The sequence below is a fragment of the uncultured Sphingomonas sp. genome (assembly GCF_936927845.1).
In the GTDB taxonomy this organism is placed as follows: domain Bacteria; phylum Pseudomonadota; class Alphaproteobacteria; order Sphingomonadales; family Sphingomonadaceae; genus Sphingomonas.
Genome location: NZ_CAKZHV010000029.1, coordinates 48,500 through 73,960 on the forward strand (window position 1 = coordinate 48,500; position 25,461 = coordinate 73,960).

General features: G+C 67.8%; 29 protein-coding genes and 1 tRNA gene. 21 read left to right on the forward strand and 9 right to left on the reverse strand.

Annotated elements, in window-relative coordinates; genetic code table 11:
* The first annotated feature begins 111 nt into the window (after positions 1-111).
* The gene (locus tag Q0579_RS03990) at positions 112-507 is read left to right on the forward strand and encodes a hypothetical protein (RefSeq protein ID WP_298809331.1); all 396 of its coding nucleotides are present in this window, start codon (positions 112-114) and stop codon (positions 505-507) included.
* Between the two features lie 3 nt (positions 508-510).
* Here Q0579_RS03990 and Q0579_RS03995 read toward each other — a convergent pair whose 3' ends face one another.
* On the reverse strand, positions 511-1,746 hold the full coding sequence (locus Q0579_RS03995) for an FAD-dependent oxidoreductase (protein ID WP_298809333.1): 1,236 nt from the start codon (positions 1,744-1,746) through the stop codon (positions 511-513).
* A gap of 147 nt (positions 1,747-1,893) precedes the next feature.
* Here Q0579_RS03995 and Q0579_RS04000 point away from each other — a divergent pair, with 147 nt between their 5' ends.
* The 6 genes from Q0579_RS04000 (at position 1,894) to Q0579_RS04025 (ending at position 4,686) form a co-directional block, all read left to right on the forward strand.
* On the forward strand, positions 1,894-2,466 hold the full coding sequence (locus tag Q0579_RS04000) for a helix-turn-helix transcriptional regulator (RefSeq protein WP_298809334.1): 573 nt from the start codon (positions 1,894-1,896) through the stop codon (positions 2,464-2,466).
* A 45-nt stretch (positions 2,467-2,511) separates the two neighbouring features.
* A complete protein-coding gene (locus Q0579_RS04005; protein ID WP_298809335.1) occupies positions 2,512-2,859 on the forward strand; it encodes a hypothetical protein in 348 nt (115 codons plus the stop codon).
* 69 nt (positions 2,860-2,928) lie between these two features.
* A complete protein-coding gene (locus Q0579_RS04010; RefSeq protein ID WP_298809336.1) occupies positions 2,929-3,378 on the forward strand; it encodes a hypothetical protein in 450 nt (149 codons plus the stop codon).
* Between the two features lie 68 nt (positions 3,379-3,446).
* Positions 3,447-3,953, forward strand: coding sequence for a DNA repair protein RadC (gene radC, locus Q0579_RS04015; protein WP_298809339.1), 507 nt, complete (start codon positions 3,447-3,449; stop codon positions 3,951-3,953).
* Positions 3,953-4,336 carry a hypothetical protein gene (locus tag Q0579_RS04020; protein ID WP_298809342.1) on the forward strand — a complete coding sequence of 128 codons (384 nt, stop codon included), beginning with the start codon at positions 3,953-3,955 and terminating at the stop codon, positions 4,334-4,336. Before radC ends, Q0579_RS04020 begins: the two co-directional genes overlap by 1 nt.
* A 131-nt stretch (positions 4,337-4,467) precedes the next feature.
* Positions 4,468-4,686 (forward strand): hypothetical protein, encoded by a 219-nt coding sequence (locus Q0579_RS04025; RefSeq protein WP_298809345.1) that lies wholly within the window; start codon positions 4,468-4,470, stop codon positions 4,684-4,686.
* A gap of 35 nt (positions 4,687-4,721) precedes the next feature.
* Here Q0579_RS04025 and Q0579_RS04030 read toward each other — a convergent pair whose 3' ends face one another.
* Positions 4,722-5,201: a hypothetical protein gene (locus Q0579_RS04030; protein WP_298809348.1), complete on the reverse strand. Its 480-nt coding sequence runs from the start codon at positions 5,199-5,201 to the stop codon at positions 4,722-4,724.
* 62 nt (positions 5,202-5,263) lie between these two features.
* On the opposite strand from Q0579_RS04030, the gene Q0579_RS04035 reads away from it, so the two are divergent.
* The 3 genes from Q0579_RS04035 to Q0579_RS04045 all read left to right on the forward strand — a co-directional run bounded on the left by Q0579_RS04035 (position 5,264) and on the right by Q0579_RS04045 (position 8,149).
* The gene (locus Q0579_RS04035; RefSeq protein ID WP_298809351.1) at positions 5,264-6,688 is read left to right on the forward strand and encodes an FAD-binding oxidoreductase; all 1,425 of its coding nucleotides are present in this window, start codon (positions 5,264-5,266) and stop codon (positions 6,686-6,688) included.
* A gap of 135 nt (positions 6,689-6,823) precedes the next feature.
* Positions 6,824-7,591: a SapC family protein gene (locus Q0579_RS04040; RefSeq protein WP_298809354.1), complete on the forward strand. Its 768-nt coding sequence runs from the start codon at positions 6,824-6,826 to the stop codon at positions 7,589-7,591.
* Between the two features lie 12 nt (positions 7,592-7,603).
* Positions 7,604-8,149 carry a cytochrome b gene (locus tag Q0579_RS04045; protein ID WP_298809356.1) on the forward strand — a complete coding sequence of 182 codons (546 nt, stop codon included), beginning with the start codon at positions 7,604-7,606 and terminating at the stop codon, positions 8,147-8,149.
* Between the two features lie 187 nt (positions 8,150-8,336).
* On the opposite strand, the gene Q0579_RS04050 is transcribed toward Q0579_RS04045, so the two are convergent.
* Positions 8,337-9,188 carry an N-formylglutamate amidohydrolase gene (locus Q0579_RS04050; protein WP_298809359.1) on the reverse strand — a complete coding sequence of 284 codons (852 nt, stop codon included), beginning with the start codon at positions 9,186-9,188 and terminating at the stop codon, positions 8,337-8,339.
* A 134-nt stretch (positions 9,189-9,322) separates the two neighbouring features.
* Here Q0579_RS04050 and cpdR point away from each other — a divergent pair, with 134 nt between their 5' ends.
* The 6 genes from cpdR to Q0579_RS04080 all read left to right on the forward strand — a co-directional run bounded on the left by cpdR (position 9,323) and on the right by Q0579_RS04080 (position 14,975).
* Positions 9,323-9,700 (forward strand): cell cycle two-component system response regulator CpdR, encoded by a 378-nt coding sequence (gene cpdR, locus Q0579_RS04055; RefSeq protein ID WP_298809360.1) that lies wholly within the window; start codon positions 9,323-9,325, stop codon positions 9,698-9,700.
* Positions 9,701-9,743: 43 nt separating this feature from the next.
* Positions 9,744-9,818: transfer RNA gene (locus tag Q0579_RS04060), tRNA-Val, on the forward strand.
* A 150-nt stretch (positions 9,819-9,968) separates the two neighbouring features.
* Positions 9,969-11,867, forward strand: coding sequence for a S9 family peptidase (locus tag Q0579_RS04065; RefSeq protein WP_298809362.1), 1,899 nt, complete (start codon positions 9,969-9,971; stop codon positions 11,865-11,867).
* Between the two features lie 169 nt (positions 11,868-12,036).
* Complete coding sequence (locus Q0579_RS04070; protein WP_298809365.1) at positions 12,037-13,515, forward strand: DEAD/DEAH box helicase; 1,479 nt, start codon at positions 12,037-12,039, stop codon at positions 13,513-13,515.
* Positions 13,516-13,635: 120 nt separating this feature from the next.
* Positions 13,636-14,763: an AI-2E family transporter gene (locus tag Q0579_RS04075; protein ID WP_298809367.1), complete on the forward strand. Its 1,128-nt coding sequence runs from the start codon at positions 13,636-13,638 to the stop codon at positions 14,761-14,763.
* Between the two features lie 20 nt (positions 14,764-14,783).
* The gene (locus Q0579_RS04080) at positions 14,784-14,975 is read left to right on the forward strand and encodes a DUF1289 domain-containing protein (protein WP_298809370.1); all 192 of its coding nucleotides are present in this window, start codon (positions 14,784-14,786) and stop codon (positions 14,973-14,975) included.
* Here the strand turns inward: Q0579_RS04080 and Q0579_RS04085 are convergent.
* The 5 genes from Q0579_RS04085 to phaC all read right to left on the reverse strand — a co-directional run bounded on the left by Q0579_RS04085 (position 14,953) and on the right by phaC (position 19,554).
* On the reverse strand, positions 14,953-15,564 hold the full coding sequence (locus Q0579_RS04085) for a glutathione S-transferase family protein (RefSeq protein WP_298809371.1): 612 nt from the start codon (positions 15,562-15,564) through the stop codon (positions 14,953-14,955). The two genes, Q0579_RS04080 and Q0579_RS04085, sit on opposite strands and share 23 nt — an antisense overlap.
* A 39-nt stretch (positions 15,565-15,603) precedes the next feature.
* Positions 15,604-16,485 (reverse strand): dienelactone hydrolase family protein, encoded by an 882-nt coding sequence (locus tag Q0579_RS04090; protein WP_298809373.1) that lies wholly within the window; start codon positions 16,483-16,485, stop codon positions 15,604-15,606.
* Positions 16,486-16,556: 71 nt separating this feature from the next.
* Complete coding sequence (gene clpS / locus Q0579_RS04095; protein WP_219768365.1) at positions 16,557-16,889, reverse strand: ATP-dependent Clp protease adapter ClpS; 333 nt, start codon at positions 16,887-16,889, stop codon at positions 16,557-16,559.
* Positions 16,890-17,037: 148 nt separating this feature from the next.
* Complete coding sequence (locus Q0579_RS04100) at positions 17,038-17,733, reverse strand: phasin family protein (RefSeq protein ID WP_298809375.1); 696 nt, start codon at positions 17,731-17,733, stop codon at positions 17,038-17,040.
* Between the two features lie 87 nt (positions 17,734-17,820).
* A complete protein-coding gene (gene phaC / locus Q0579_RS04105; protein WP_298809377.1) occupies positions 17,821-19,554 on the reverse strand; it encodes a class I poly(R)-hydroxyalkanoic acid synthase in 1,734 nt (577 codons plus the stop codon).
* Between the two features lie 116 nt (positions 19,555-19,670).
* Here phaC and Q0579_RS04110 point away from each other — a divergent pair, with 116 nt between their 5' ends.
* The 3 genes from Q0579_RS04110 to Q0579_RS04120 all read left to right on the forward strand — a co-directional run bounded on the left by Q0579_RS04110 (position 19,671) and on the right by Q0579_RS04120 (position 22,177).
* A complete protein-coding gene (locus tag Q0579_RS04110; protein ID WP_298809379.1) occupies positions 19,671-20,879 on the forward strand; it encodes an LL-diaminopimelate aminotransferase in 1,209 nt (402 codons plus the stop codon).
* Between the two features lie 85 nt (positions 20,880-20,964).
* Positions 20,965-21,738 carry a sulfite exporter TauE/SafE family protein gene (locus Q0579_RS04115; protein ID WP_298809385.1) on the forward strand — a complete coding sequence of 258 codons (774 nt, stop codon included), beginning with the start codon at positions 20,965-20,967 and terminating at the stop codon, positions 21,736-21,738.
* Positions 21,739-21,748: 10 nt separating this feature from the next.
* Entirely contained in the window at positions 21,749-22,177 is a 429-nt protein-coding gene (locus Q0579_RS04120; protein ID WP_298809387.1) for a thioesterase family protein, read from the forward strand.
* On the opposite strand, the gene Q0579_RS04125 is transcribed toward Q0579_RS04120, so the two are convergent.
* Entirely contained in the window at positions 22,174-22,644 is a 471-nt protein-coding gene (locus Q0579_RS04125) for a helix-turn-helix domain-containing protein (protein WP_298809389.1), read from the reverse strand. The genes Q0579_RS04120 and Q0579_RS04125 overlap by 4 nt on opposite strands.
* Before the next feature lie 175 nt (positions 22,645-22,819).
* On the opposite strand from Q0579_RS04125, the gene Q0579_RS04130 reads away from it, so the two are divergent.
* Both Q0579_RS04130 and Q0579_RS04135 read left to right on the forward strand, forming a co-directional pair.
* Positions 22,820-23,158 (forward strand): hypothetical protein, encoded by a 339-nt coding sequence (locus Q0579_RS04130; protein WP_298809392.1) that lies wholly within the window; start codon positions 22,820-22,822, stop codon positions 23,156-23,158.
* A 169-nt stretch (positions 23,159-23,327) separates the two neighbouring features.
* Positions 23,328-25,442, forward strand: a complete 2,115-nt coding sequence (locus tag Q0579_RS04135) for a bifunctional (p)ppGpp synthetase/guanosine-3',5'-bis(diphosphate) 3'-pyrophosphohydrolase (protein ID WP_298809393.1) — start codon at positions 23,328-23,330, stop codon at positions 25,440-25,442.
* The last annotated feature ends 19 nt before the right edge of the window (positions 25,443-25,461 follow it).

Sequence of the window (25,461 nt, forward strand, 5' to 3'; positions counted from 1 at the left end):
CGCCGCTGTGCGGGGCGCTCCGTTGCGCGCCGCCGTGATAGAATGAACCCGGACATGGCGCGGCCATGATCGCGGTCCCGCGTGCGCGCACGCGACAGGGAGTTTACCATCATGGCCTATATCAACTTCGCGAGCCCGCACGACCAGCTGCTCAGCCCCGCCCCCCGTCACGATCCGTTGCCGGTCGAGGCACCCGCGACGCAGCTCAGTGCGCTTGAGTGGTCGGTGGTCGCGATCGCGCGCAACGATCGTTTGTCCAGCCTGCGTGCACCGTCGCGCATCTCGGTCGCGATGGGCGGGCTGTTCGGCGCGCGCCACAATCCGCGGCTCGCCGATCCGAAGCTGGAGGCGCTGCGTCGCATGGCGGTGCTAAGCTGGCACCATGGCTATACCGTGCCGACCAGCGCGCTGACCGCCTTCACCGACGCAGGCTACACCATGGCGCAATATGAGACGCTGCTCGGCAGCATCGCGTCGGCACGCGTCGCGCGCAAGCCGCAGGCCTGAGGCTCAGGCCCGCTCCCACGCGAGTTCCTTCAACGGCACCGCGGCGTCGGCCAGCGCCGCGGGGGTGATCACCGCCCCGCCTTCGACCAATTTTCGTCCCTGCACGTAATCCTTGACCGCGTTGACGCAATCGAGCGCGACGACGCGACCTTTCTTCAAATAAACGACCGAGAAGCTGCGCGCCGCGGGATCGCCACGCAGCACCGCCTGATCGAACCCCGCCGACAGGCCGACCGTCTGCAGCTTCAGATCATATTGGTTCGACCAGAACCACGGCACCGCGTGATAGGATGCGGGCGCGCCGACGATCGCGCGCGCGACGACGTTCGCCTGATCGTTGGCGTTCTGCGCCGATTCGAGCCGGATCGCGGCACCATCCGCGAAGTCGTTGGCGTGGAGCGCGCAATCGCCGATCGCGAACACGTCGCTCAGGCTGGTGCGACAGGCCGCATCGACCGCGACGCCGTTGCCGCCTCGCGCGCCCGCTTCGAGCAGCGGCGAAACCGCGGGCACGATGCCGATCCCGACGATCACCAGGTCGGCGGCGATCTCCTCGCCGTCCGACAGTCGCACCGCTGACACCCGCCTGCCCTCGCCCAGAATACAATCGACCGCGACGTTCAGCCGAACGTCGACGCCGTGTGCGCGGTGCTCATCCTCGTAGAAGCGCGACAGGGCTTCGCCTGCCACACGCGCGAGCACGCGGTCCTGCGCCTCCAGCAGCACCACCTGCTTGCCGAACGTCGTGAGCACCGCGGCCGCTTCCAGCCCGATGTATCCGCCGCCGATCACCACCGCGCGGCGAACGCCCGCCAGCTCCGCCATCATCCGGTCGGCGTCGGCGCGGTTACGCACCGTGTGGATGCCGTCCAGATCGTGACCGGCGCAGATCAGCCGCCGCGGACTGCCGCCCGTCGCCCAGACGAGCGTGCCATATTCGACCGTGCGGCCGTCGGCGATCGTCACCCGGCGCGCGGCGGCGTCGACCGTCGTCACGGCATGACCGAGCGCGAGCGTGATCGCGCGGTCGCGCCAGAAGCTTTCCGGGCGGATCAGGATACGCTCGAACGGCTTGTCACCGGCGAGATATTCCTTCGACAGCGGCGGCCGCTCGTACGGCAGATCGGGTTCGTCGCCGATCAGCAGGATCGATCCGGCGAACTTCGCCTGCCGAAGCGCGATCGCGGTCTGCGCACCGCCGTGCCCCGCCCCCACGATCACGACGTCGTATTGCTGCACCGGCCCCTCCCCTGCTTTGCGCGCCGGTACCTAGTCGCAAGCGCCGCCACCGGACAACCCGCCCGGCCCACGACCACCTGCGGGGTAGCGAGGGGGCGCGAACAAGGTTAACCCAGGTTTCTGATGTGACGGCAATCAGGGACGCCCATGCCTGCCACCGCGACCACCGGCCTCGACGCGCTGACCGCACGCGAACGCGAAGTGCTGCGCTTGTTCGCGCAGGGACTGGAAGGCCCCGAGGTGGCGCGCGCGCTCAACCTGTCCGCCAAGACGATCGAGACCCACGTCCGCAACGCACGCGCCAAGCTGGGCGGGGTGCGTCGGCCGGCCGCCGCGCGCATGGTGGCGGAGGATGAGCGCGCCTCGAAAACTTTGCTCGATCAGCCACTTACCAGTCCAGCGCCTACCAATCCGTCCCCTAAGGCAGCGACTGGTATCCCGCTGCCGGCCGGTTCGCCGCATCTGGAGCCGGTCGATGCGTTGGGGGGCGACGCGGAGATGGTGCGGGAGGATCGGGCGATCTTCCTGCACCTACCCACGTCCGCCCCGCACCAGCTCACCGGCAGCAACACGGCGGATCGCGATTCGTCCACGCTGACCAAGTTGCTCTCGATCGCCGCGCTGGGGTTCGCCGTGATGGCGGCGCTCGCGCTGGTCGCACCGGTGACCGACGGACTGCAGCGCTGGGCCGACGTGATTCACCGCCACAGCAGCAACTAGCCGGATCGCCCCCGCGCGCTTCCGGTCAGGCACGGGAGTTACCGCATGTCGCATCTCCGCCATCAGATCGCGCTCGACGTCGGCGCGTCGTTCCTGCCCGCCAAGCGCCAGGCAATCGACGCCGCCGCCGCCAGTTTCGAATGCGTCGCCACGCTGTTGAAGGCCCGCCAGCGCGCGCGCTTCGCCCCCGATGAGGCGGGCGACGTCGTGGCACTGGCGGTCGAGGCCGCGAACGCATCCTATGCGGCGCAGGACGCGCTCTACCGCGTCCACGCGCGGCTGGCCGAATATCGTGCCGACTGGCAGATCGCGCCGGGCGCCGTCGGTCCCGACGACACGGTCGAGCCAGAGCGGACCGCGCCCAAGCTGTCGCTCGCCGCGCACGCCGCCTGAACGTCGCCCGCGGGCGACGCGCGTATCGGGGCTTGACCCGAGCGCGGCCACGGTGATGGGACAGCATCGATGCCGTGGTACGTCGCCTTGTTCTGGATCGTCAGCGCGTTGCTGGTCGTCGCCGCGTGGATACGCGGTGGATGGCCCGAGCGGGTGATCACGACCACGCTGCTGGTCGGCGTGATCGCGACCCGCATCGCGCGCTCGCCGCTGGCGATCCGCTACCACCACGTCGAATGGCGCATTCTGGTGATCGACCTGGTCACCTTCGCGATCTTCGTCTGGGTGGCCGTGAGATCGAACCGCCGATGGCCTCTCCTCGCCGCCGCGCTGCTGGTGCCCTCGTTGCTGGCGCATCTCGGGCGCCTGATCAATCCGACGTTTCACGCCAACGGTTACTCGATTGCGGGGCTGACGACCTATCTGCTGCTGCCGGTGATGGCGGCGGGGATCTGGCGCGCGCGAGCAACGAGGGAGACTGCGTCAGCGCGCGAACGCGGGAGTGCGCGCGGCAGTTAAGCTACATCCTGCGCGACCTGCCAGACGCGCAGCATGAAGCCTGGGCGCTCGCCGCCGAGTTCGAGACCGTGGCGGCGACGCTTGCCGCGACCCCGCACCGCATCCACGCGGTGGTGCGCGACGGCGCATCGGTCAGCGCCGCGCTCGCCTCCTTTGCCGAAACGCTGAGCGACGTACTGGAATGCCGGGTCGAGGATCGTCCGCTGGTGTCCGATTCGGTGGCGCTGCGCGACCTGCTCCACGCGCAGATGGCGTTCCTGCCGCGCGAGGAGGTACGCGCGCTGTTCCTCAATGCGCGCAACCGCCTGATCCGCTGCGAAGTGGCGGCGCGCGGGACGATCGATGCCTCCGCGATCCATGTGCGCGAGTTGATCCACCGCGCGCTCGACCTCGGCAGCACCGCGCTGATCCTGGCGCACAACCATCCCTCCGGCGATCCGACGCCGAGCGCGCACGACGTAACGCTGACCCGCGCGGTGATCGCCGCCGCCGCGCCGCTGCGCATCGCGGTGCACGATCACGTCATCGTGGCGCGTGGCGGGCAGGTCAGCCTGCGCGCGGCAGGGCTGATCTGATGCGCTGCAACCGCGCGCTCGACGTCATGGTGGTCGAACAGATGCTCGATCCCGAATTGCCGCTCAGCCTGTACGAGCGGTTGCGCACCGCGATGACGGTGCGCTCGATCCCGCACGGTGCGCAGGCGCTGCGGTTGATCGAGGCGGGCGCCGCACCCGACATCATCGTCGTCGACCGCCGCGCACCGGGCGTCGATCTCGTCGCGATGCAACGCCTGCTGGAGTTGCGCACCGACACGGCGCCGACGCGCGTGTCGTTCATCGACGCCGAACGCGCGCTGCTGTGCGCCGGCGACGCGGACGAGCCGATCGCGTTGCTCCACGATCTGGGCACGACACTCGACCGGCGCGACGAGGCGGACAGCGACGCGCACGATTGCTGAAGCGCGACTGGTTGGGCACCGTTGCTGCCCGACTGTAACGCTGCGTTGCAGCAAGAAAACGTCACGTCATGCTCATACAATGGTGGTCCAGCGCGGCTAGGCGTGGCGGGCACAGCAGGAGTTTGCCGTCGATGCACGAACCCAACCCGCGCCACCGTAGCCTGATCGAGTCGCTTCGCGCGTCATTGCTGATGCTCGGGTTCGGGCTGAGCGTGCTCGCCTTCCTGATCGCAATCGATCGCCCCGAATGGTTCCACCTGCGCCCGGCGACCGGAACCGCGGCGGCGATGGCGCACGCCGCCGCCCCGGCCGATCAAACGCGTACCGTGATGAGCCGGATCAGCGGCTGAGAAGGTTCAGCGGCTGCGCCCGACCGCGCAGCCGCTCAATCCGCGGCGACGAGCCGGCGGAAGCGATCGATCGCACAACTGGCGCCGCTGCGCGCGCGGATCACGTCGCGGCCGGCGCAGATCTTTCCGTCCTTGGTCGGCTTGAGATAGAAACCCGAGAAGAAGTTCATCGCCGGGCATTCGTCGTCCAACTTGGCGCGAACGCGCTTGATGCCGTCCACGATCAGGTCGACGTCACTCTCACCGCCGATCGCGGCACCGGTCAGCGACTTCATCTCGACGCAGCGCGGCCCCTTCTTCTCGCGCCACACCGGCACCGCCACGCGGCTGCGCGCGGGCGAGACACGCGGGATGCGGATGATCAGCCGCTCGTGGATGGTCAGTTGCGCGAGCTCCTCGCCCATCCACGTCGGTGCGGTTTGCGCCGACACCAGCACGGGCGCCGCGACCGCGAGCAGCGCGGGCGCGAGCAATGTCGAACCGAGCGGCGAGGAAGAGCGGGCACGCGTGGACATTGGTGCGCCTTCGTTGCGTTGGACCATTTGAACCTTCGATGAATTCGCCGCAAGACAAGCACATGACAGCAGCGTCCGACCGTCTCGTCGTCGACCTTTCCGCCCATCTGCCAGCGCGCGCGATCGTGACCGATGCCGACGCGATCGCACCGTGGCTGATCGACTGGCGGCGGCGCTACCACGGCCGCGCCACGCTGCTGCTCGCGCCAGAGGATAGCGCGCAGGTGCAGCAGGTGGTGCGCGCCGCGCGCGCGCACGGCGTGCCACTCGTGCCACAGGGCGGCAACAGTTCGATGGTCGGCGGCGCGACCCCGCCCGCCGACGGCAGCGCCACGATCCTGTCGCTCAGACGCATGAAGCGGGTGCGGCGGCTCGACGCGGACGCCGGGCTGGCGGTGGTCGAGGCGGGCGTCATCCTGGCCGACCTGCACGAGGCAGCGCTGGCGGTCGGGCAGCGGTTCCCGCTGACACTCGGCGCGCGCGGCTCGGCGACCGTCGGGGGATTGGTGTCGACCAACGCGGGCGGGACGCAGGTGCTGCGGTTCGGCACGATGCGCGGGCTCGTCGCCGGGCTGGAGGCGGTGCTGCCCGACGGGTCGCTCCACGACGGACTGTCGCCGCTCAAGAAGGATAACCGCGGTTACGACCTCAACCAATTGCTGATCGGCGCGGAGGGTACGCTCGGCATCGTCACGGCAGCCGCGCTGCGACTGGTGCCCGCGGTTGCGGCGCGCGCGGTCGCCTGGGTCGCGCTCGGCTCGCCCGACGACGCCTTGGTGCTGCTCAAGCGGTTCCAAGCGGCGAGCGACGCGGTGGAGAGTTTCGAGCTGTTGCCGGCGGAATCGCTCGACGCGGTGCTCGCCTATCTGCCGGATGCGCGCGCGCCGGTCGCGACCCGCGCGCCCTGGCACGTACTGGTCGAGGTGACCGCCCCCGTGTTAGCCGCCAGCCCCGCATCGATCGTCGAACGCGTGCTCGCCGCCGCGCTCGACGACGGCCTGATCGCCGATGCCACGATCGCGACGAGCGAGAAACAGGCCGAGGCATTCTGGCGGATGCGGGAATCGATCTCGGACGCCGAACGCGCCACCGGACCGGCCGCGCAGCACGACATCTCGGTACCGGTCGAGGCGATGCCGCGCTTCATGGTGGAGGCGGCGGCAGCGTGCGAGGCACGCTTTCCCGGTACCCGCGCCTCCGGCTTCGGACATCTGGGCGACGGCAATGTCCACTTCCACGTCCGTGCACCCGCCGGCACCGACCCGGCGGATTGGTACGGCGCGCAGGTGCCCGTCGTCTCTGCCTTTGTCCACGATCTGGTGGTAGCAGCGGGCGGATCGATCTCGGCCGAGCACGGCATCGGCCAGATGAAGATCGCCGAACTCGCGCGACTGTCGTCACCCGCGCGGATCGGCGCATTGCGCGCGATCAAGCAGGCGTTCGACCCCGACTGGCTGTTCAACCCGGGCAAGCTGATCGCGCGCTGAACGTCGCAGCGATTACGCGGTCGGCTCGAACGTGCTTGCGTGCGCCACCCGCACCGAATAACCCGCGAAAAAAGCAGGCCTGCGCGGGAACCTTTCGCGCGAATATCAAAACAAACACACCTGGAGACACGTTCAATGGCCAGCGCGCCGCAGCTTCCGCTCTTCTACAATGGCCTGGAGCCGCTCTCGAGCGAGGCCCATGCGAACTACCGCATCCGCCCGGCGAACGTCGCGCCGTTCCTGGCGCAGCAGCACGCCGTGCCGTTGACCGTTGAGGAATTCCCGCTGGTGCAGCGTTTCATGCCGATCGTCTTCTCGGTCGGTGACGACGCGATCCCGATCGGACTGATGGGACTGAACGAGGGCGTCAACGTCTTCGTCGACGACGAGGGCAAGCTGCTGAGCGAGGATTTCTACGTTCCCGCCTACATCCGCCGCTACCCGTACATGCTCGCGCGGTTGAACCCCGACGCGCAGGAGCTGTCGCTGTGCTTCGACCCGACCTCCGACACGATCGGCCCGTTCGAGGACGGCGAGCCGATGTTCCAGGACGGCAAGCCGACCGAGATCGTGCAGAATGTCCTGCAGTTCACCGAAAGCTTCGAGCAGGCCGGCGCGCGCACCAGCCAGTTCATGAAGGAACTGCGCGAGCTGGACCTGTTGATGGACGGCGAAGTGTCGATCCAGCAGGAAGGCGTCGAGCAGCCGTTCGTGTATCGCGGTTTCCAGATGGTAAATGAGCAGAAGCTGGCCGAACTGCGCGGCGATCAATTGCGCAAGATTTCGCAGTCGGGCATGCTGCCGCTGCTCTACGCGCACCTCTTCTCGCTGGCGCTGATGCGTGAGATCTTCTCGCGTCAGGTGCGCCTCGGCAAGATGCCGCAGCCCAACCTCTCGTTCTGATCGGACAACCCCATGCGATCGACCACCGACACCGCCCGCTACTCGTCGGTGGCGATCGCATTCCACTGGACGATCGCAGCGCTCGTCATCGCCAATCTGGTGATCGGCATCGGGCATGACGGCATCCCGGCGCTGCGCAGGCTGATGGGCGCGCACAAGGCGATCGGCATCACCGTGCTCGCGCTCACCGCCGCGCGTTTCGCGTGGCGGTTGACGCATCGCCCGCCGCCCCTGCCCGCGGGCACGCCGGCGTGGGAACGCGGCAGCGCGCACGCGACCCACTGGACGCTCTACCTGCTGATGATCGCGATGCCGCTCACCGGCTGGGCGATGGTGTCGGGGCCGGAGGCGAGCAGGCCGTTGAGCTGGTTCGGATTGTTCAACGTGCCGCTGCTGCCGATCGGGGCCGGCGCCGCCGACGCCGGGCACAGCGCGCACGGCGTGCTCGGCTGGCTGATGCTCGCGCTGGTGGTGCTGCACGTCACAGCGGCGCTGCGGCACCACCTGATCCTGCGCGACCATGTGTTGGCGCGGATGGCGCCCGCGCTACGCCGCTGATCCTGCGACAAGGCGTGCGGCGGACACGGTGTTTTTCTCGCGCGTTGCTTGAAACCTTTGCCCCAGATCATATGTTCTTGAGCGTACGGTTCTTGTGTCCCCCCTTTCGCAAGGCCGTACGGCACATCTTCTGATGTGCCTCCTCCCTGAACCTCGGCCACCGTGCTTTCAGCACGGTGGCTTTTTTTCATTCCGCCGCTTGCGCGAAGTCGCTGCCGGCCGTCCCTATTCCCGTCAGCGCCTCGTCGCGCAACGCGTCGATGATCGCGCGCACCAGCGTGACCGTGCGCGCCAGGCCGGGCCCCGGCTGATCGAGCCGCGCGTCGAGGTACAGCGCGCGATCGATCTCGAGCTGGACACCATGGACCTGCTCGGACGGACGCGCGTGGCGTTCGAGGATGTACCCGCCCGCGTACGGGCTGTTGAGCGCGTGCGCGAGCCCGGCACCCGCGATCTCGCTCTCGACCCGCTGGACGAAGCGCGCGGAGGCGGCCCGCCCGAAACGATCGCCCACCACCACGCGCGTGCGCCCGCCCGGCAACGACGGCATCGAGTGGATGTCGAGCAATACCGCCACCCCGAACCGGTCGCGCGCGCGCGCCAGCGCTGCACCCAGCGCGTCGTGGTACGGCCGGTGATCGGCCGCGATCCGCGCCTCGACCTCGTCGGCGCCCAGCCGGCGGCGCCAGACATCGCCCGTCGCCACGGTCCGCCGCGGCACGATCCCCAACCCCGCGCGCACCTTCGCCGACAATGGCGAGCGGCGCGCGCCGTCGTCGAGCAGCGGATCGCGCTCGTGCTCGGCGCGGTTCAGGTCGATCCAGGCGCGCGGCGCATCCTGCAGCAGCAGCGTCTCGTCCAGGCGCGCGCCAAGTGCGACCGCGTCGACGTGGCGGTCCTCCAGCGCCGACAGTTGCGCGGTCGGCGCGCGCAACGCCGCCCCCATCCCCGCGGGATAATCGCGCCCGGCGTGCGGCACCGACAGCACCACCGGACTGTCGGGCACGATGCTGCCGATGATGCGGAACGATGCGGTCATGAAGCGTGAAGCGTATGGGAGCTTCGCCGCAGGGGCAACACCGCGTGCCGCATTGCGACAGCGTTCACCATTTCCGGCGGTGGAATGTTACCCCTCTTGCAGGCATAATCCCGCTCGTTCGATCGAGGGTGATGATGATCAAGATTCTGCTGGCCGAAGACGACGCGGTGATGCGCGAATATCTGACGCGCGCGCTGGAAAAGTCGGGCTATTCGGTCAGCGCGGTCGATTGCGGCACCGCGGCGCTGCCGCTGCTGGAACAGGACACGTTCGACCTGCTGCTGACCGACATCGTGATGCCCGAAATGGACGGGATCGAGCTGGCGCAAAAAGCATCGGAGATGGTGCCGGACTTGCGCGTCATGTTCATCACCGGTTTCGCGGCGGTGACGCTGAAGGCCGGCAGCGCGATGCCGCACGCGCGCGTCCTGTCGAAACCGTTCCACCTGCGCGACCTCGTGCTGGAGGTTGATCGCCTGTTCAACGTCGACGCGTTGAATGAGTTGAATTGAGTGCTTGCGCACGCCCACGACCCCCGCTAGAGGCGCTCACCTCGGGCGTGTAGCTCAGTGGTAGAGCACTGTGTTGACATCGCAGGGGTCGCAAGTTCAATCCTTGCCACGCCCACCATGAAAGACCCGCTAGGCCGCAGGCTTAGCGGGTTTTTTCGTGCTCGGACGGCGCGATCGTCGCACCGTATCGGCGTCGTCCCGCCGCGGCTTGCTAGGCGGCGCGGGCGTGTTAAGCCGGCGACACGCCTTCTGCGTTCCCGGAGTGATGATGCGCCTGATCCCCCTCGCCGCCGCCCTGCTCGCGACCACCACGCCGGCCGTCGCGCAGGTGATTCACCAATATGGCGCGCTCGCGATCGCGCCGGCGGGTGACCGCGTCGCGGCGGTGGAGAGCGGCGATGGCCACGGCGTCGTCACGCTGCGCAACACCGGCGACGGGCGCGTCACGCGCACGATCGATCCGTGCGCGACGTGCAGCTATTCGGGGCTGACCTTCGCGCCGAACGGCGACCTCGTTTTCCTCGCGCGCGACAGCAAGGCGGGGAACGTCCGCCTGATGTACGCCGATACGCGCGCGACGCGCACGGTCGCGACGGTCGCGGGCATCGCGCAGACGCCGCGTGTCTCCCCCGATGGCAGGCGTGTCGCGCTGCTGGTGACGCTGGGCGCGGCCAAGGAAGCGGGCGCGACGCAGGCAGGCGTGCGGATGATCGGCGAGATTGGTGAGAAGAACGACGAGCAGCGCCTGGCGGTGTTCGACCTCTCGCGCGAGGCACAGGCGGTGACGCCGCTGTCGCCCGCCGGCCGCTACATCTACGAATATGACTGGACGCCCGACGGGCGCGGCTTCGTCGCGACCACCGCGCTCGGCAATGGCGACAACAATTGGTGGGTCGCGACGCTCGACGCGATCGACGCGGGCACGGGCGCGGTGCGCTCGATCGCCAGGCCTGCGACGCAGCTCAACCAGCCGCGCGTGTCGCCCGACGGGCGCACCGTCGCCTACATCGGCGGGTTGATGAGCGATTTCGGCTCGATCGGCGGCGACGTGTTCACCGTGCCGCTCGCGGGCGGAACGCCGCGCAACATCACCGAAGGCGCGAAGTCGACGGTGACGACGATCGATTGGACGACGGGCGGCCTGCGCGCGGTGACGCTGGCGGGTGACCAGCTGCAGTTCGGCACGCTCACGCCCGGTCGCGCGGTGGTGCCCGCTTTCTCCCGGCCGGCGAGCTCGGCCGCGGGCGACGGTCGCGCGATCTTCTCCGCCGACGGGCGCGTCGCCGCGGCGGTGGTGCAGGATTACGAGCACGCACCCGCGATCTACGCCGGGCCGCTGGCAAGCGTGCGCCAGATCACGCACGACAATGACGCGCTCACCGCGCCCGGCACCGCGCGCAGCGTGTCGTGGAAGAACGAAGGCTTCGACAACCAGGGCTGGCTGCTCACGCCCAGGAATGCGCCCGCAGGCAAGGCGCCGATGATCACCATGGTGCATGGCGGGCCATCGGCGGCGAACATGCCCGGTTTCCTCGCGCCGACGACGATGAACGCGGCGCTGCTGAACGCGGGCTATTACGTCTTCCTGCCCAATCCGCGCGGCAGCTACGGCCAGGGTGAGGCGTTCACCGCGGCCAACAAGCGCGATTTCGGCGGCGGCGACCTGCGCGACATCTTGAGCGGGATCGACGCGGTGACGCGCGTCGCCCCCGTCGACAACAATCGGCTCGGGCTGGGCGGATGCAGCTACGGCGGGTTCATGGCGATGTGGGCCAACACGCAGACCAACCGCTTCAAGGCGATTGTCGCGGGCGCGGGCCTGTCGAACTGGGTCAGCTATTACGGCACCAACGGCATCGACCAGTGGATGCTGCCGTTCTTCGGCAAGTCCATGTACGACGACATCAAGGCGTACGAGGACGTGTCGGCGATCTATCAGGCAAAGAAGGCGAAGACGCCGACCTTCATCTACGTCGGCGAGCGCGACATCGAGGTGCCGCCGACGCAGTCGATCGAATGGTGGCATGCGCTGAAAGACAATCACGTGCCGGTCAGCCTGGTGATCTACCCCGACGCAGGCCACTGCGTGACAGGCGCGGAACAGTCGAAAGACGTGCGCGCGCGCTCGATCGCGTGGTTCGACCGCTACGTGAAGGCGGCGCGCTGACCAGCGGCGCGTCGTTGCACGGTGATCGCAAGGCCGCGTGCGGTGGCAAACTGGCGTACCGAGCCGCGCGCGACCGGCTTTTTCTTGACTTTGCGCGCCCGATCATGAAGCGCGCAAGCTCAGGAAGAACGGTCGCGAGCACCGCGCCGGGCACCAATCGGACAATTGCATGAGCTTCGCCGACCTCGGCCTTTCCGACGAACTACTCCGGGCGGTGGGCGACACCGGCTATACCGAGCCGACGCCGATCCAGGCGTCCGCCATTCCCTCCGTCCTGATGATGCGCGACATGGTCGCGATCGCGCAGACGGGCACGGGCAAGACTGCGTCGTTCGTGCTGCCGATGATCGACATCCTGGCGCACGGCCGCAGCCGCGCGCGGATGCCGCGCAGTTTGATCCTTGAGCCGACGCGCGAACTCGCCGCGCAGGTCGCCGAGAATTTCGAGCAATACGGCAAGTACCACAAGCTCTCGATGGCGCTGCTGATCGGCGGCGTGCAGATGGGCGATCAGGTCAAGGCGCTGGAAAAGGGCGTCGACGTGCTGATCGCGACGCCGGGGCGGCTGATGGATCTGTTCCAGCGCGGCAAGATCCTGCTGACCGGTTGCTCGATGCTGGTGATCGACGAGGCCGACCGGATGCTCGACATGGGGTTCATCCCCGACATCGAGGAAATCTGCACCAAGCTGCCGGCGCAGCGCCAGACCCTGCTGTTCTCCGCCACCATGCCCGCGCCGATCAAGAAGCTGGCCGATCGCTTCCTGACCAATCCCAAGACGATCGAGGTCGCGCGCCCCGCCACCACCAACACCAACATCACCCAGTGGGTGGTGCCGGTGAAGGGACAGGCGTTCGAGAAGCGCAAGGTCGTGCGGCAGTTGCTGCGCGGTGAGGACGTGCGCACCGCGATCATCTTCTGCAACCGTAAGACGACGGTGCGCGAGCTCAACAAGAGCCTGCAAGGCCACGGCTTCAAGAGCGGCGAGATCCACGGCGATATGGACCAGTCGGCGCGCATCGCCGAGCTGGAACGGTTCAAGAACGGCGACGTCAACATCCTGGTCGCCTCTGATGTCGCCGCGCGCGGATTGGACGTGAAGGGGGTTTCCCACGTCGTTAACTTCGACGCGCCGTGGCACCCCGACGATTACGTCCACCGGATCGGCCGCACCGGGCGCGCGGGGGCCACGGGCGTCGCCTACACGCTGGTCGGCCCCGACGACGCGGAGAATATCCAGAACATCGAGAAACTGACCGGCGAGAAGATCAAGACGCTCGACACGCTGCCCGGCCAGCCCGACGATGACGAACGGCCGGCCCGCGCACCGCGGCGCGAACGGACGACGCGCAGCGAGCGCCCGCGCCGCGAGGAGGCTGTCACCGGGCAAGCGGAGCAGACGGCCACGCCGCTGCCGAGCCAGAGGGACCAAGGCGAGCAGCGCGCCACGACCGCGCCGCACCGCGACACGCCGGCCGACTCCTCGCGCGGCTGGTCGGATCGGTCGCGCGGCGCCGCCGACGATCAGCGTCGCGGCCGGTATGACGAGCCGCGCCGCGGCCGGTCGCGCCACGACCGCGACGATGGTCCCGACGATGGCTGGAACGGCCCCGTTCCCGACTTCCTGCAGGTCACGCTGACGCGCTGACCGCCGGTCGTCGCGCCCGAGCGCCGGAACCGTTGCGCCAGCGTGACGGTTGAGCGAGCGACTGATCGCGCGCCCGCCCGCCGGGTCACCCGCGCGTCGGCGAACGGGGGCGATAAGGTAATGGCATTAAGCGCGCGACGGATCGAGAACGGCGGTCTGGTGCTGTTCGTGGCGTTGGCGACGCTGTTCCTCGGCGCGATCGTCTCCAGCTTCGCGGTGGCGCTGCTGTGGAGCGTGCTGGCGGCGATCCTGTTCCAGCCGCTCTACCGCCGGCTCCGCACGCGCTTTCCCAACCGCGCCAATCTCGCGGCACTGCTGACCCTGCTGATCATCACGGTGGCGGTGGTGATCCCGACGCTGATCATCGGCACGATGGTGGTCGACCAGGCAAGCGGCGTTTATGCCAAGGTCCGCAGCGGGCAGATCAATTTTGCCGCCTATTTCCAGCAAGTGCACGACGCCCTGCCGGTCAAGCTCCAGCAGCTCGCCGACCGCGCCGGGCTCGACAGCTTCGAGCGCACGCAGGCGCGGCTATCCAACGCGATCGGCAGCCGCGTCAGCATGATCGCGAGCCGCGCGCTGTCGATCGGCGCCGACGCGTTCGCCGCCATCATCGCATTCGGCGTCGGGCTCTACGTCACCTTTTTCCTGCTGCGCGACGGCGAGCGGCTCGGGCCCGCGGTGTGCCGCGCGCTGCCGCTCGAACGCGGCGTCACCGAGCGGCTGGTCGACCGGTTCGTCTCGGTGATGCGCGCGACGATCAAGGGATCGGTGATCGTCGGCCTGGTGCAGGGCGCACTGGGTGCGATCACCTTCTGGCTCGTTGGCCTGCCCGCGGCGATGCTCTGGGGGCTGCTGATGGCGATCGCGTCGCTGCTGCCCGCGATCGGCCCCGCGATCATCTGGATACCCGTCGCGATCTACCTGCTAGCGACGAGCGCGGTGTGGCAGGCGGTCGTCGTCATCGTGTCGGGCGCGTTGGTGATCGGCAGCGCGGACAACGTCCTGCGCCCCATCCTGGTCGGCCGCGATACCGGCATCCCCGACTGGGTCGTGCTGGTCACCACCTTGGGCGGGATCGAGCTGCTGGGGTTGAGCGGGATCGTCGTCGGACCCGTCGTCGCCGCGCTGTTCATCACTGCGTGGCAGATCCTGTCCGAACAGCGCGAGGCGACCGGCACACAAGCGACCGCCGACCAGCAATCGGCGGATAACACGGCTTCAGGCGCGATGCCGGCGCACAACTGACCTGGCTGTCGACACCCGGGATGACCGGCGACCCGCCCTCCCCTTGCACGCTGGTGTGCACCATCGACCGCCCCAGCGGTCTGTGCCTCGGCTGTCAGCGTACGCTCGACGAGATCGCCCGCTGGTCGCGCGCAGACGGAGCCGAGAAGCGCGCGATCCTCGCCCGTGTCGAGACGCGTCGCGCGGCACTCAGCGCTGCTGCGCCGCGATGAGCGCGTCGTCGATCGCGCGCGCCCGGACCCAAGCGGGCCGCTCGCGCAAGCGGTCGAGATAGCGCGCGAACGCTTCGCGCTTCTCCAGCATGCCGAACTGAATGAAGAAATCGACCGAGCTGCCGACATAAACGTCCGCGGCGGTGAAGCGCGGCCCCGCGATATAATCGTGCGCCGACACCGCACCCTCCAGCACGTCGACCGCGCGCGCGAGATTGCCGTAGCCGATCATCGCCTCCTTCTCGCGCGGCAGCGTCACGCCCAGGTGGCTGTCCATCATCGCCGCCTCGACCGGGCCGGCGGTGAAGAACATCCAGCGGTAGTAAGACGCGCGTTCCTCCGCCCGCGGTGCGAGCCCGGCATCGGGGAACGCATCGGCTAAATAGGCGCAGATCGCGGCCGTCTCGCTCACCACCGCGCCGTCGTGGATGATCGTCGGCACCTTGCCGAGCGGATTGGCGGCGAGCAGCGCCGCGTCGGGCGCTCCCCATTGCGTCACCACCGTCTCATACGGCGCGCCGACCTCCTCCAGCATCCAGCGAACGATCCGCCCGCGCGACATCGGGTTGGTGAAGAAGGTCAGCATCATCGACTCCCCGCTTGGAACATCAGGAGAACATGGATGCGCTCACGCGTCAAGATAGCGCTGCAGGAAGGCAATGGTGCGCGACCAAGCGAGGTCCGCCGCGGCCTTGTCGTATCGCTGCGCCGAGGTGTCGTTGTTGAACGCGTGGTCGACGCCCGGATAGGTGTAGGCTTCGACCGGCTTGCCCGCGGCCTTGAGCGCCGCCACCCACGGCTCACCGGTCTGCGCGACGCGCGCGTCCTTGCCGGCATAATGGAGCAACAGCGGCGCGGCGACCTTGGTCGCCTCTGCCGGATCGGGCGCCGGCCCATAATAAGCGACCCCCGCGCTCAGCCGGTCGCCGGCCGCAATCGCGACGCGGTTGACCAGCGCCCCGCCCCAGCAGAAGCCGATCACCCCGACGCGCGTCGGCGGCGTGCCCGCGCCGGCGAAATGACGCACCGCGCCCGCCGCCTCGGCGACGATCGTGTCGAGATTGGCCGCACCGATCATGGCGCGCGCCTGGTCCTCGTCGGCCGGCGTGCCGCCCGCGTCGGACAGAAAATCGGGCGCGACCGCGAAGAAGCCGGCGAGCGCGACGCGGCGCGCGACATCCTGGATGTGCGGTGTCAGCCCGCGATTCTCGTGGAACACCAGCACGGTCGTGCGCGGGCGCTGGCCGCGCGGCGTCGCGACATAGCCCTTGATCGGCTTACCACCGGCGACCGGCACACGCGCGTCGGGAAAGGTCTTCAACCGTTTGTCGTCGGCGGAAACGATCGCGGCGGCGGCAGGTGACGCCGCAATGCCGCCGATCAGCAGTTCCGCCGCCAGTGCGCTGCCGGTCAGCAGCGTCATCTCGCGCAGCAGCGTGCGACGGTCGTGATGCTCGTGCGTGAAACGATCGTAGATAGCGACGGCACGGTCGCGGATTTCGTCGGTCATCTTCGTCTCCCTCGCCTTGGATCAGGAGACTAACCGCGCTCAGCCGATTGCCAAGCCGCGTCGAGCGAAGGTCAGGCCTTCTCCAGCGTGCATTGCAGCGGGTGCTGATGCTGGCGCGCGAAATCCATCACCTGACTGACCTTGGTTTCGGCGACTTCGTAGGAAAATACACCGCAGACGCCGACACCCTTCTGATGGACGTGCAGCATCACGCGCGTCGCTTCCTCGGCATTCATCCGGAAGAAGCGCTGGAGGCACAGGACGACGAACTCCATCGGCGTGTAATCGTCATTCAGCATCAGCACGCGGTACGGCGTCGGCTTCTTGGTCTTGGCGCGCGTACGCGTGGCAATGCCGACGCCGGTGCCCTCACCGTCGCCGTCGTCGCCGCGCCGCTCGGCCATCCGGTACGGCGAAAGAATATGTTGCTGGTCGGACATCACGCGCACGCCGCAAAATATGGCAACAGACCGCCCGAGGGCAAGGCCCGCGGACACGAAAAGGGCGGCCGAGCATATCGCCCGGCCGCCCGCTTGATCGCGTGATCGGCGATCAGGCCGCGCTGCGCACCTTCTCGGCGGCGAGCGCGACGCGGTTCTGAATCGGCTGCGCGATCTCGCCGACCAGCTTCAGCGTCGCCTCGGTCGAGCGCGAGGTCTCGGCGACCAGCGCGTCCATCGAATTACGCAGATACTCGCCCTGCAGCTTGAACAGGTCGGCGGGCGAGCGGACCTCGGCCATCGACTTCAGCGTCTGCACGGTCGCGTCGAACGACTGCTTGGCGAAAGCGGCGCGCGCCTGCGTCATCGCTTCCATGCCCTTGAACGCGACGCGGGTCGATTCGACCATCGCCTCGACGTTGCCCTGGCCGAACGCGGTCATGTCTTCGAACGCCTGCTTGCCCTTGCCCATCGCGTCCTGCGCATTGGCCTGCATCGTCTCGGCGGTGTTCTGCATCGTATCGGTCATGGTGTCGTCCTCTTGGCTGGTGGGTGCCGTCGCTGCGGCGGTCTTTGTCTGGTCGATGGGCGGGGAAGCAGTGGCTTTGTCGGCCGGCGTCGGAGCCGCGGGCTCATCGATCGGCAGGTGCGCGATCGCTTCGATCACCTCGGCGATCGGCTGGTCGGCGTTCACCGAGTCGGCGCTCCCGGTATCGATCCCGGTTTCGATCCCGGCCGCGAACGGCACCGCGACGCCGGCGCGCTTGGATGCACGGGGTGCTCGCTTGGGCTTAACCGGATCGGTCACGACGCTTCCTAACCTCTCATTTGCTGCACTGCACAATAGCGATTCGTCGGCTGCGCTTCAAGGCCGTTGTGCAGTGCAGCAAAACAATCAGCGCTGGCGCACGTAGCTACCGGGTGCGGGTTTGATCGCGGGCAGCGTGCCGCCACCGGGCTGGCGCGCGCCGCTCGCCTCCACCGTTTCCTCGCCGTGGCCACGCAGCCACCCGATCCAGTCGGGCCACCAGCTCCCCTTCGTCTCGCGCGCCAGCGCGACGAAGTCGGCGAGCGTGTCGGCAGGCGCGGCCTCGGCGTCGTCGAGCGTCCAATGCTGATACTTGTTCGCGGCCGGCGGGTTGACGACGCCCGCGATATGCCCCGATCCTGCTAGCACGAAGCGCGTCGGCCCGCGCAGATGGCGCGTCAGTTCCCACACGCTCTCCGCCGGCGCGATATGATCCTCGCGCCCCGCCTGGATATAGGCCGGCGTCTCGACGCGGGTGAGGTCGAGCGGCGTGCCGTTCACCGACAGCCGGCCCGGCTCGACCAGCAGATTGTCGCGGTACAGATCGGTCAGGTAGCTGTGGTGCCAACCGCTGGGCAGATTGGTGACGTCACCGTTCCAGTGCAGCAGGTCGAACGCGGGATAATCCTTGCCCAGCAGATAATTGTTGGTGACGTAGTTCCAGATCAGGTCGCGCCCGCGCAGCAGGTTGAACGTCGCCGCTATGTAGCGTCCGTCGAGGAACCCTTCGGGCGACAATGAGCGGATCAGCGCCAGTTGCTCGTCGGTGACGAAATGCTTGAGTTCACCCGCATTGGCGAAATCGACCTGGGCCGTGAAGAAGGTCGCGCTTTTCACCTTGCCGGCCTCGCCGCGCGCGGCGAGATAGGCGAGCGTCGCGGCGAGCGTCGTGCCCGCGACGCAGTAACCGATCGCGTGAACGCTCTCCACATCCAGCAGGTTACGGATCGTGTCGACCGCGTCGATCTGCGCGGACACGTAATCGTCCCATGTCACGTCGGCCATCGATGCGTCGGCCGACTTCCACGACACCATGAACACGCTCACGCCCTGCTCCACCGCCCAGCGGATGAAGCTTTTCTCAGGACTGAGATCGAGGATGTAGAAACGATTGATCCACGGCGGAAAGATGACCAGCGGCGTTTCCAGCACGCGCTCGGTCGTCGGCGCGTAATGGATCAGCTCGTACAGCCGCGTGCGCTTCACCACCTGCCCCGGCGTGGTCGCGATGTTGCGCCCGAGTTCGAACGCGGTCGCGTCGGTGTGGGTCAACTGCCCGCGGCCGAGATCGGCGACGAGGTTTTGCATCCCTTTGACCAGATTCTGCCCGTTGCTGGCGATCGCCTCCTCGATCACCTGCGGGTTGGTGAACGGGAAGTTGGACGGGCTCATCGCGTCGATGAAGCCTTTCGCGGCGAAGCGGAGCTGCGCGCGCTGCGCCTCGTCCACCCCGTCGAGCGCGTCGACCCCGCGCAGCAGATGGTCGGACATCAGCGCGTAGCTCTGCCGGATCCAGTCGAATGCCGGGCTGCGCCACGCTTCGTCGGCGAAACGCTTGTCCTTCTCCGGTGCGGGCGGGGTCGCGGCCGGGGCCATGAAGCGTTCCCACAGCCCCAGCTGGTCGCGCCAGAAATCGGCCACCTGCCGCGCCGCCTGCTCCTGCGCGACGCCGGGCAGTGCCTTGCTCGCCTCGACCATCGCGGCCTGCGCGCCCGTCATCAGTGCGGTCCATTGCTCGACGGCGGCGGCGGCGGGCGATTTGGACGCGCCGCTACCCGATCCTGCTTTGCCTGATCCTGCGTTGCTCGATCGATCGGCCACCCGCATCTCTCCCGTTTCGCTTGTCCCGCGTGGCTTATCTTTGCCGCCGCGAAGCAGAACCGACATTAGTATCTAGCCGCGTTCGCCGGTATAGTGAACGCGCGAAAGGGAGCATGATGTCCGACGAATTCTACCGCATGAAGCGTCTGCCGCCGTACGTGATCGCGGAAGTGAACGCGATGCGGGCCGCGGCGCGCGCGGGCGGCGAGGACATCATCGATCTCGGCATGGGCAACCCCGACCTGCCCCCGCCCGACCACGTGATCGAGAAGCTGATCGAAGTCGCGAAGAAGCCCGACGCACACGGTTATTCGGCGTCAAAGGGCATCCCTGGGCTGCGCCGCGCGCAGGCGAATTACTATGGCCGTCGCTTCGGGGTGGAGGTCGATCCCGAAACCGAGGTCGTCGTGACGATGGGGTCGAAGGAAGGGCTCGCCAGCCTCGCCACCGCGATCACCGCGCCGGGCGACGTGGTGCTGGCGCCCAATCCGTCCTATCCGATCCACACCTTCGGCTTCATCATCGCGGGCGCGACGATCCGCGCGGTGCCGACGACGCCCAACGACGCTTATTTCGAGAGCCTCGAGCGCGCGATGAACTTCACCGTGCCGCGCCCGAGCGTGCTGGTGGTGAATTATCCCTCGAACCCGACCGCGGAGGCGGTTGACCTCGCCTTCTACCAGCGGCTGGTCGCCTGGGCGCGCGACAACGGCGTGTGGATCATCTCCGACCTCGCCTATTCCGAGCTGTATTTCGACGGCCGCCCCACGCCATCGATCCTGCAGGTCAAGGGCGCGAAGGACGTCGCGATCGAATTCACCTCGCTGTCGAAGACCTACTCGATGGCGGGCTGGCGGATCGGATTCGCCGTCGGCAACAAGACGCTGATCGCGGCGATGACGCGGCTGAAATCCTACCTCGATTACGGTGCCTTTACCCCGATCCAGGCGGCGGCGTGCGCGGCGCTGAACGGGCCGCAGGACATCGTCGAGAAGAACCGCCAACTCTACCACAAGCGCCGCGACGTGATGGTGGAAAGCTTCGCGCGCGCCGGCTGGGACATACCGGCGCCTCCCGCCAGCATGTTCGCCTGGGCGCCGCTGCCGCCCGCGCTCGCGCATCTCGGCAGCCTCGAATTCTCGAAGCAGCTCCTCACCCACGCGCATGTCGCGGTCGCCCCCGGCGTCGGCTACGGCGAGAATGGCGAGGGTTTCGTGCGCATCGCGATGGTCGAAAACGAGCAGCGCCTGCGCCAGGCCGCACGCAACGTGAAACGTTACCTGCAATCAATGGGCGTCAACACGCCCGGCCGCGCCAGCGTTTGACGCGCTTGGTACAGGGAGGCGCGCGCCCCACCACGCCGAGCCTCGGCGCGGCGAACGTGGCCGGCACGCCGGGGAGCATCAGCCGATGACGGTCAATCCGCTCTACTCGCTCGCGGGCGTGCTGGTCGGCATGCTGGTCGGGTTGACCGGCGTCGGCGGCGGATCGCTGATGACGCCGCTCTTGGTGCTGCTATTCGGCTTCCACCCGACCACCGCGGTCGGCACCGACCTGCTCTATGCCTCGGCGACCAAGGCGGTCGGGACGACGGTGCACGGCTCGCGCGGAACCGTCGAATGGTCGGTGGTCAGGCGGCTGGCGATCGGTAGCGTGCCCGCGACGATCCTGACGCTGCTGCTGCTCAGCCGCGTGCCACGTTCCGACGACACGAGCAGCGCAATCGCGCTGATCCTGGGCGCGGCGCTGGTCGCGACCGCGGTGGCGCTGTTCTTCCGCGCGCGAATCGTCGCCGCGCTCGGCCCGCGCTTCGTCGGCATGTCGCCGCGGCGCCTGACGGGGCTGACCGTACTGCTGGGCGTCATGCTCGGGGTGATGGTGTCGCTCACCTCGGTCGGCGCGGGCGCGCTCGGCATGACCGCGCTGCTGATCCTCTACCCGCAACTGCCGGTCAACCGGCTCGTCGGGTCGGACATCGCGCACGCGGTGCCGCTGACGCTGATTGCGGGGCTGGGGCATTGGTGGATCGGCTCGGTCGACACCGGCCTGCTCGTCTCGCTGCTGCTCGGCTCGATCCCCGGCATCATCGTCGGGAGCCTGATTGCGACGCGCGTCTCCGACCGCGTCCTCACCCCCGTCCTCGCCGCGACGCTCGCGATCGTCGGCGTGCGGCTGTTCTTCTGAGCATCATCGCATGACCCGTGCCGGCTTCGCCTTCTCCACCCGCTTCAAGGTCCGCTACGCCGAGATAGACCGGCAGAAGATCGTCTTCAACTCGCGCTACCTCGAATATGCCGATGTCGCGGTGACCGAATTCTGGGTCTGGACGGGCATCGCAGAGGCACTGGGCGACGAGTGGCGCGACTCCGAGTTCAACGTACGTCGCGCCGAACTCGATTACCTGTCCTCGTTCCGCCTGGGCGACGAGGTGGAGGCGTTCGTCCGCATTGAGGCGCTAGGTACGTCGAGCATCACCAAACGGTTCGAGCTGGTGAACCCCGCCACCGGCACCTTGTGCTGCGCGATCACGATGGTCAGCGTTCACGTCGATCTCTCGACCGGACGTCCGGTGCCGCTATCGCCCGCGATCCGCGCGCACCTGGAGCAATTGCCGAGCGCCTAGTCGCCGCAGGTCGCGCTACCCTCGACATCGCCGGGCAGCGCCCAGTGGAGGTCGCCCTTGCCCAGCGGGCGACCGTCGTGGCTCAGCACCGCGACCTGCTGGATCGGGCGACCGTCGCGCACGTCGACCAGGATCGGGAACGCCGGGCTGCCCGTCTCCCACCGCTCGCCCCATTGCCTGAGCGCGACCATCGTCGGCAGCAGCGCGAACCCCTTCTCGGTCAGGTTGTAGACGATCTTGCGCCGATCCTCGGGCACGCTGGCGCGCTCCATCAATCCGTGGTCGACGAAGCGCGCGAGCCGGTTGGCGAGGATATTGCGCGCAATGCCGAGCTCCTGCTGCAGCTCCTCGAAATGGTGCAAGCCGTTGAAGGCCGCGCGCAGGATCAGGAACGCCCAGCGGTCACCCATCAGCTCCAGCGCCGCCGGCAGCGAGCATTCCGCCAGATTTTCACGCACTTGACCCATCGAACATCCTCTTCCGCGGCGAACCTAGCGCAACGCGCGGGCTCATCGAAACGCTTTTCGCACACTGTCCGATATAGGTTGCAGTTCGCTACTCGCACATGCGAGTTTCCACTTGAAACCTAAAGCTGCTGCAGCTAAGTAGTGATTCGCAACTAATTTTTCACGGAGCCTCCCCATGATCCGTCGCATCGCTTCCGCCATTGTCGCCACCGCCGCTATCCTCGCGGCCGCCGGCGTGCAGGCCCAAACCCCGGCCGGTTATTACGTCGCCACTCCGCTCGCGAAGGTGGAGAAGACCCGCCTGATCACGCGCTCGACCTTGTGGTCGCAGCAGAACGGCGCCTTCGTTGCCGCACGCGCGCCCGAGCGCGATACCGTGCTGTGCCAGCTCGTCGCGCGCGACGTCGGCGGGCTCGCCTCGTTCAGCGTCGGCGGCAAGGCGTATGACGCTGCGCAGCTTGAGAAGTGCAACGGCAAGACCGCGCTGCCCGCGCAGAACGTCGCCGCCAACTAAGCAGCTTCGTTCAAGCTCTCTGAGCTTCCCCAGGTCGCGGCTCCTCTCCGCCGCGAGCTCGTGAGCCCCGGTCGCAACTCCCGCGACCGGGGCTCTTTTTGTTCGCTCGATCAGACCGGTCGAAGCAATTGTGTTGCAAAGCAGCAGCCAATCACCCCATCCTAGCTTTGTGCTCAGACAGTACGAATTGGTCGACCGGGTGCTCGACTACGACCCCGACGCCGACGAGGCGATGCTCAACCGCGCCTATGTTTTCTCGGTCAACGCGCATGGAACGCAGAAACGCGCCAACGGCGATCCGTATTTCAGCCACCCGATCGAGGTGGCGGGCATCCTGACCGAGCTCCACCTCGACGACGAAACGATCGCCACTGCAATCCTCCACGACACGGTCGAGGATACCGTCGCGACGCCCGAAGAGATCGAACGCATCTTCGGCGGCAACGTCGCGCGGCTGGTCGATGGCGTAACCAAGCTCAGCAAGATCGAGGCGCAGACCGAGAGCGAGCGCGCGGCGGAGAACCTGCGCAAGTTCCTGCTCGCGATGTCGGGCGACATCCGCGTTTTGCTGGTGAAGCTCGCCGATCGCCTCCACAACATGCGCACGCTGCACTTCATCGCCAAGCCCGAGAAGCGCCGCCGCATCGCCAAGGAGACGATGGACATCTACGCCCCGCTCGCGGAGCGGATCGGCATGTACGAGTTCATGAAGGAGATGCAGACGCTCGCCTTCCAGCAACTCGAACCCGAGGCGTACGAATCGATCACCAAGCGGCTCGCGCTCTTGAACGAGGGCGGCGGTGACCGCATCGCCAAGATCGGGTCGGGGCTGAAACTGCTGCTCGCGCGCAAGGGGATTGAGGGCGAGGTAACGGGGCGCGAGAAGCACCCGTACAGCATCTGGCGCAAGATGCAGGAGCGCCACATCAGCTTCGAGCAATTGTCCGACATCATGGCGTTCCGCGTCATCGTGCCGACGGTCGAGGATTGCTACAAGGCGCTCGGCATCATTCACGGGCGCTGGCCGATGGTGCCCGGCCGCTTCAAGGATTTCATCTCCACGCCCAAGCGCAACGGTTATCGCTCGCTTCACACCAGCGTGATCCACGCCGAGAACCGCCGCATCGAGATCCAGATCCGCACCGAGGAAATGCACGCCGAGGCCGAGTTCGGGCTCGCCGCGCACTGGGCGTACAAGCAGGCGGGCGACCACGCCGCGCCGGTCGATCTCAACAACAAACCGAGCTGGATCGCCGACTTGGTCGAGATCCTCGACAATGCTGAAACGCCCGAGGAACTGCTCGAGCACACCCGCATGGCGATGTACCAGGATCGCATCTTTGCCTTCACCCCGAAAGGCGAGCTGATCCAGTTGCCCAAGGGCGCGACCCCGATCGACTTCGCCTACGCGGTCCACACCGATCTGGGCGATCAGGCGGTCGGTGCGAAGATCAACGGCCGCGTCGTTCCCTTGCGCACCCCGATCGAGAACGGCGATCAGGTGCAGGTGCTGCGCTCCAAGGCGCAGGAGCCGCAGGCGAACTGGCTGTCGTTCGCGATCACCGGCAAGGCGCTGGCCGCGATCCGCCGCCACCTGCGCATCGTCGAGCGCGAACAATCGGTCGCACTCGGGCGCAAGCTCTACGACGACATCGTTCACCGCCTACCCGCCACGCTCGCCGCCGACGCGATGGGCCATGCGCTGGCGCGGCTGAAGCTGCCCGACGAGGCCGCGCTGATGCAGGCGATCGCGCGCAAGACGCTGACCGATCAGCAGGTCATGGAAGCGTTGATGCCCGGCTCGGCCGGCGCCGACGTCGCGCACGCGCCGCAGTCCAGCGCGATCTCGATCGAAGGGCTCGCGCCCGGCGTCGCCTATGAACTGGGCACCTGCTGCCATCCGGTGCCGGGCGATCGTATCGTGGGCTTGCGCCGCCCCGACGCCTCGATCGAGGTGCACGCGATCGACTGCGCGACACTCGCCGACCTCGCCGACCGGTCGGACGAGGAAACCGACTGGATCGATGTCAAATGGGGCAACAAGACCGAGGGCGCGACCGCGCGCATCTCGGTCGAGGTCAAGAACGAGCCAGGTACGCTTGGTAGCCTTGCGACGATCATCGGCCAGCACAAGGCAAACATCATCAACATCCGGCTCGACAGCCGCGACACGCAATTCCACACCAACACGATCGACGTCGAGGTTCACGACGCGCACCAGTTGATGCGGCTGCTCGCCGCACTGCGCGCCGCCGACATGGTGAACGCCGCGGAACGGGTGTGAGCGGGCGCGTGTCTTAGCC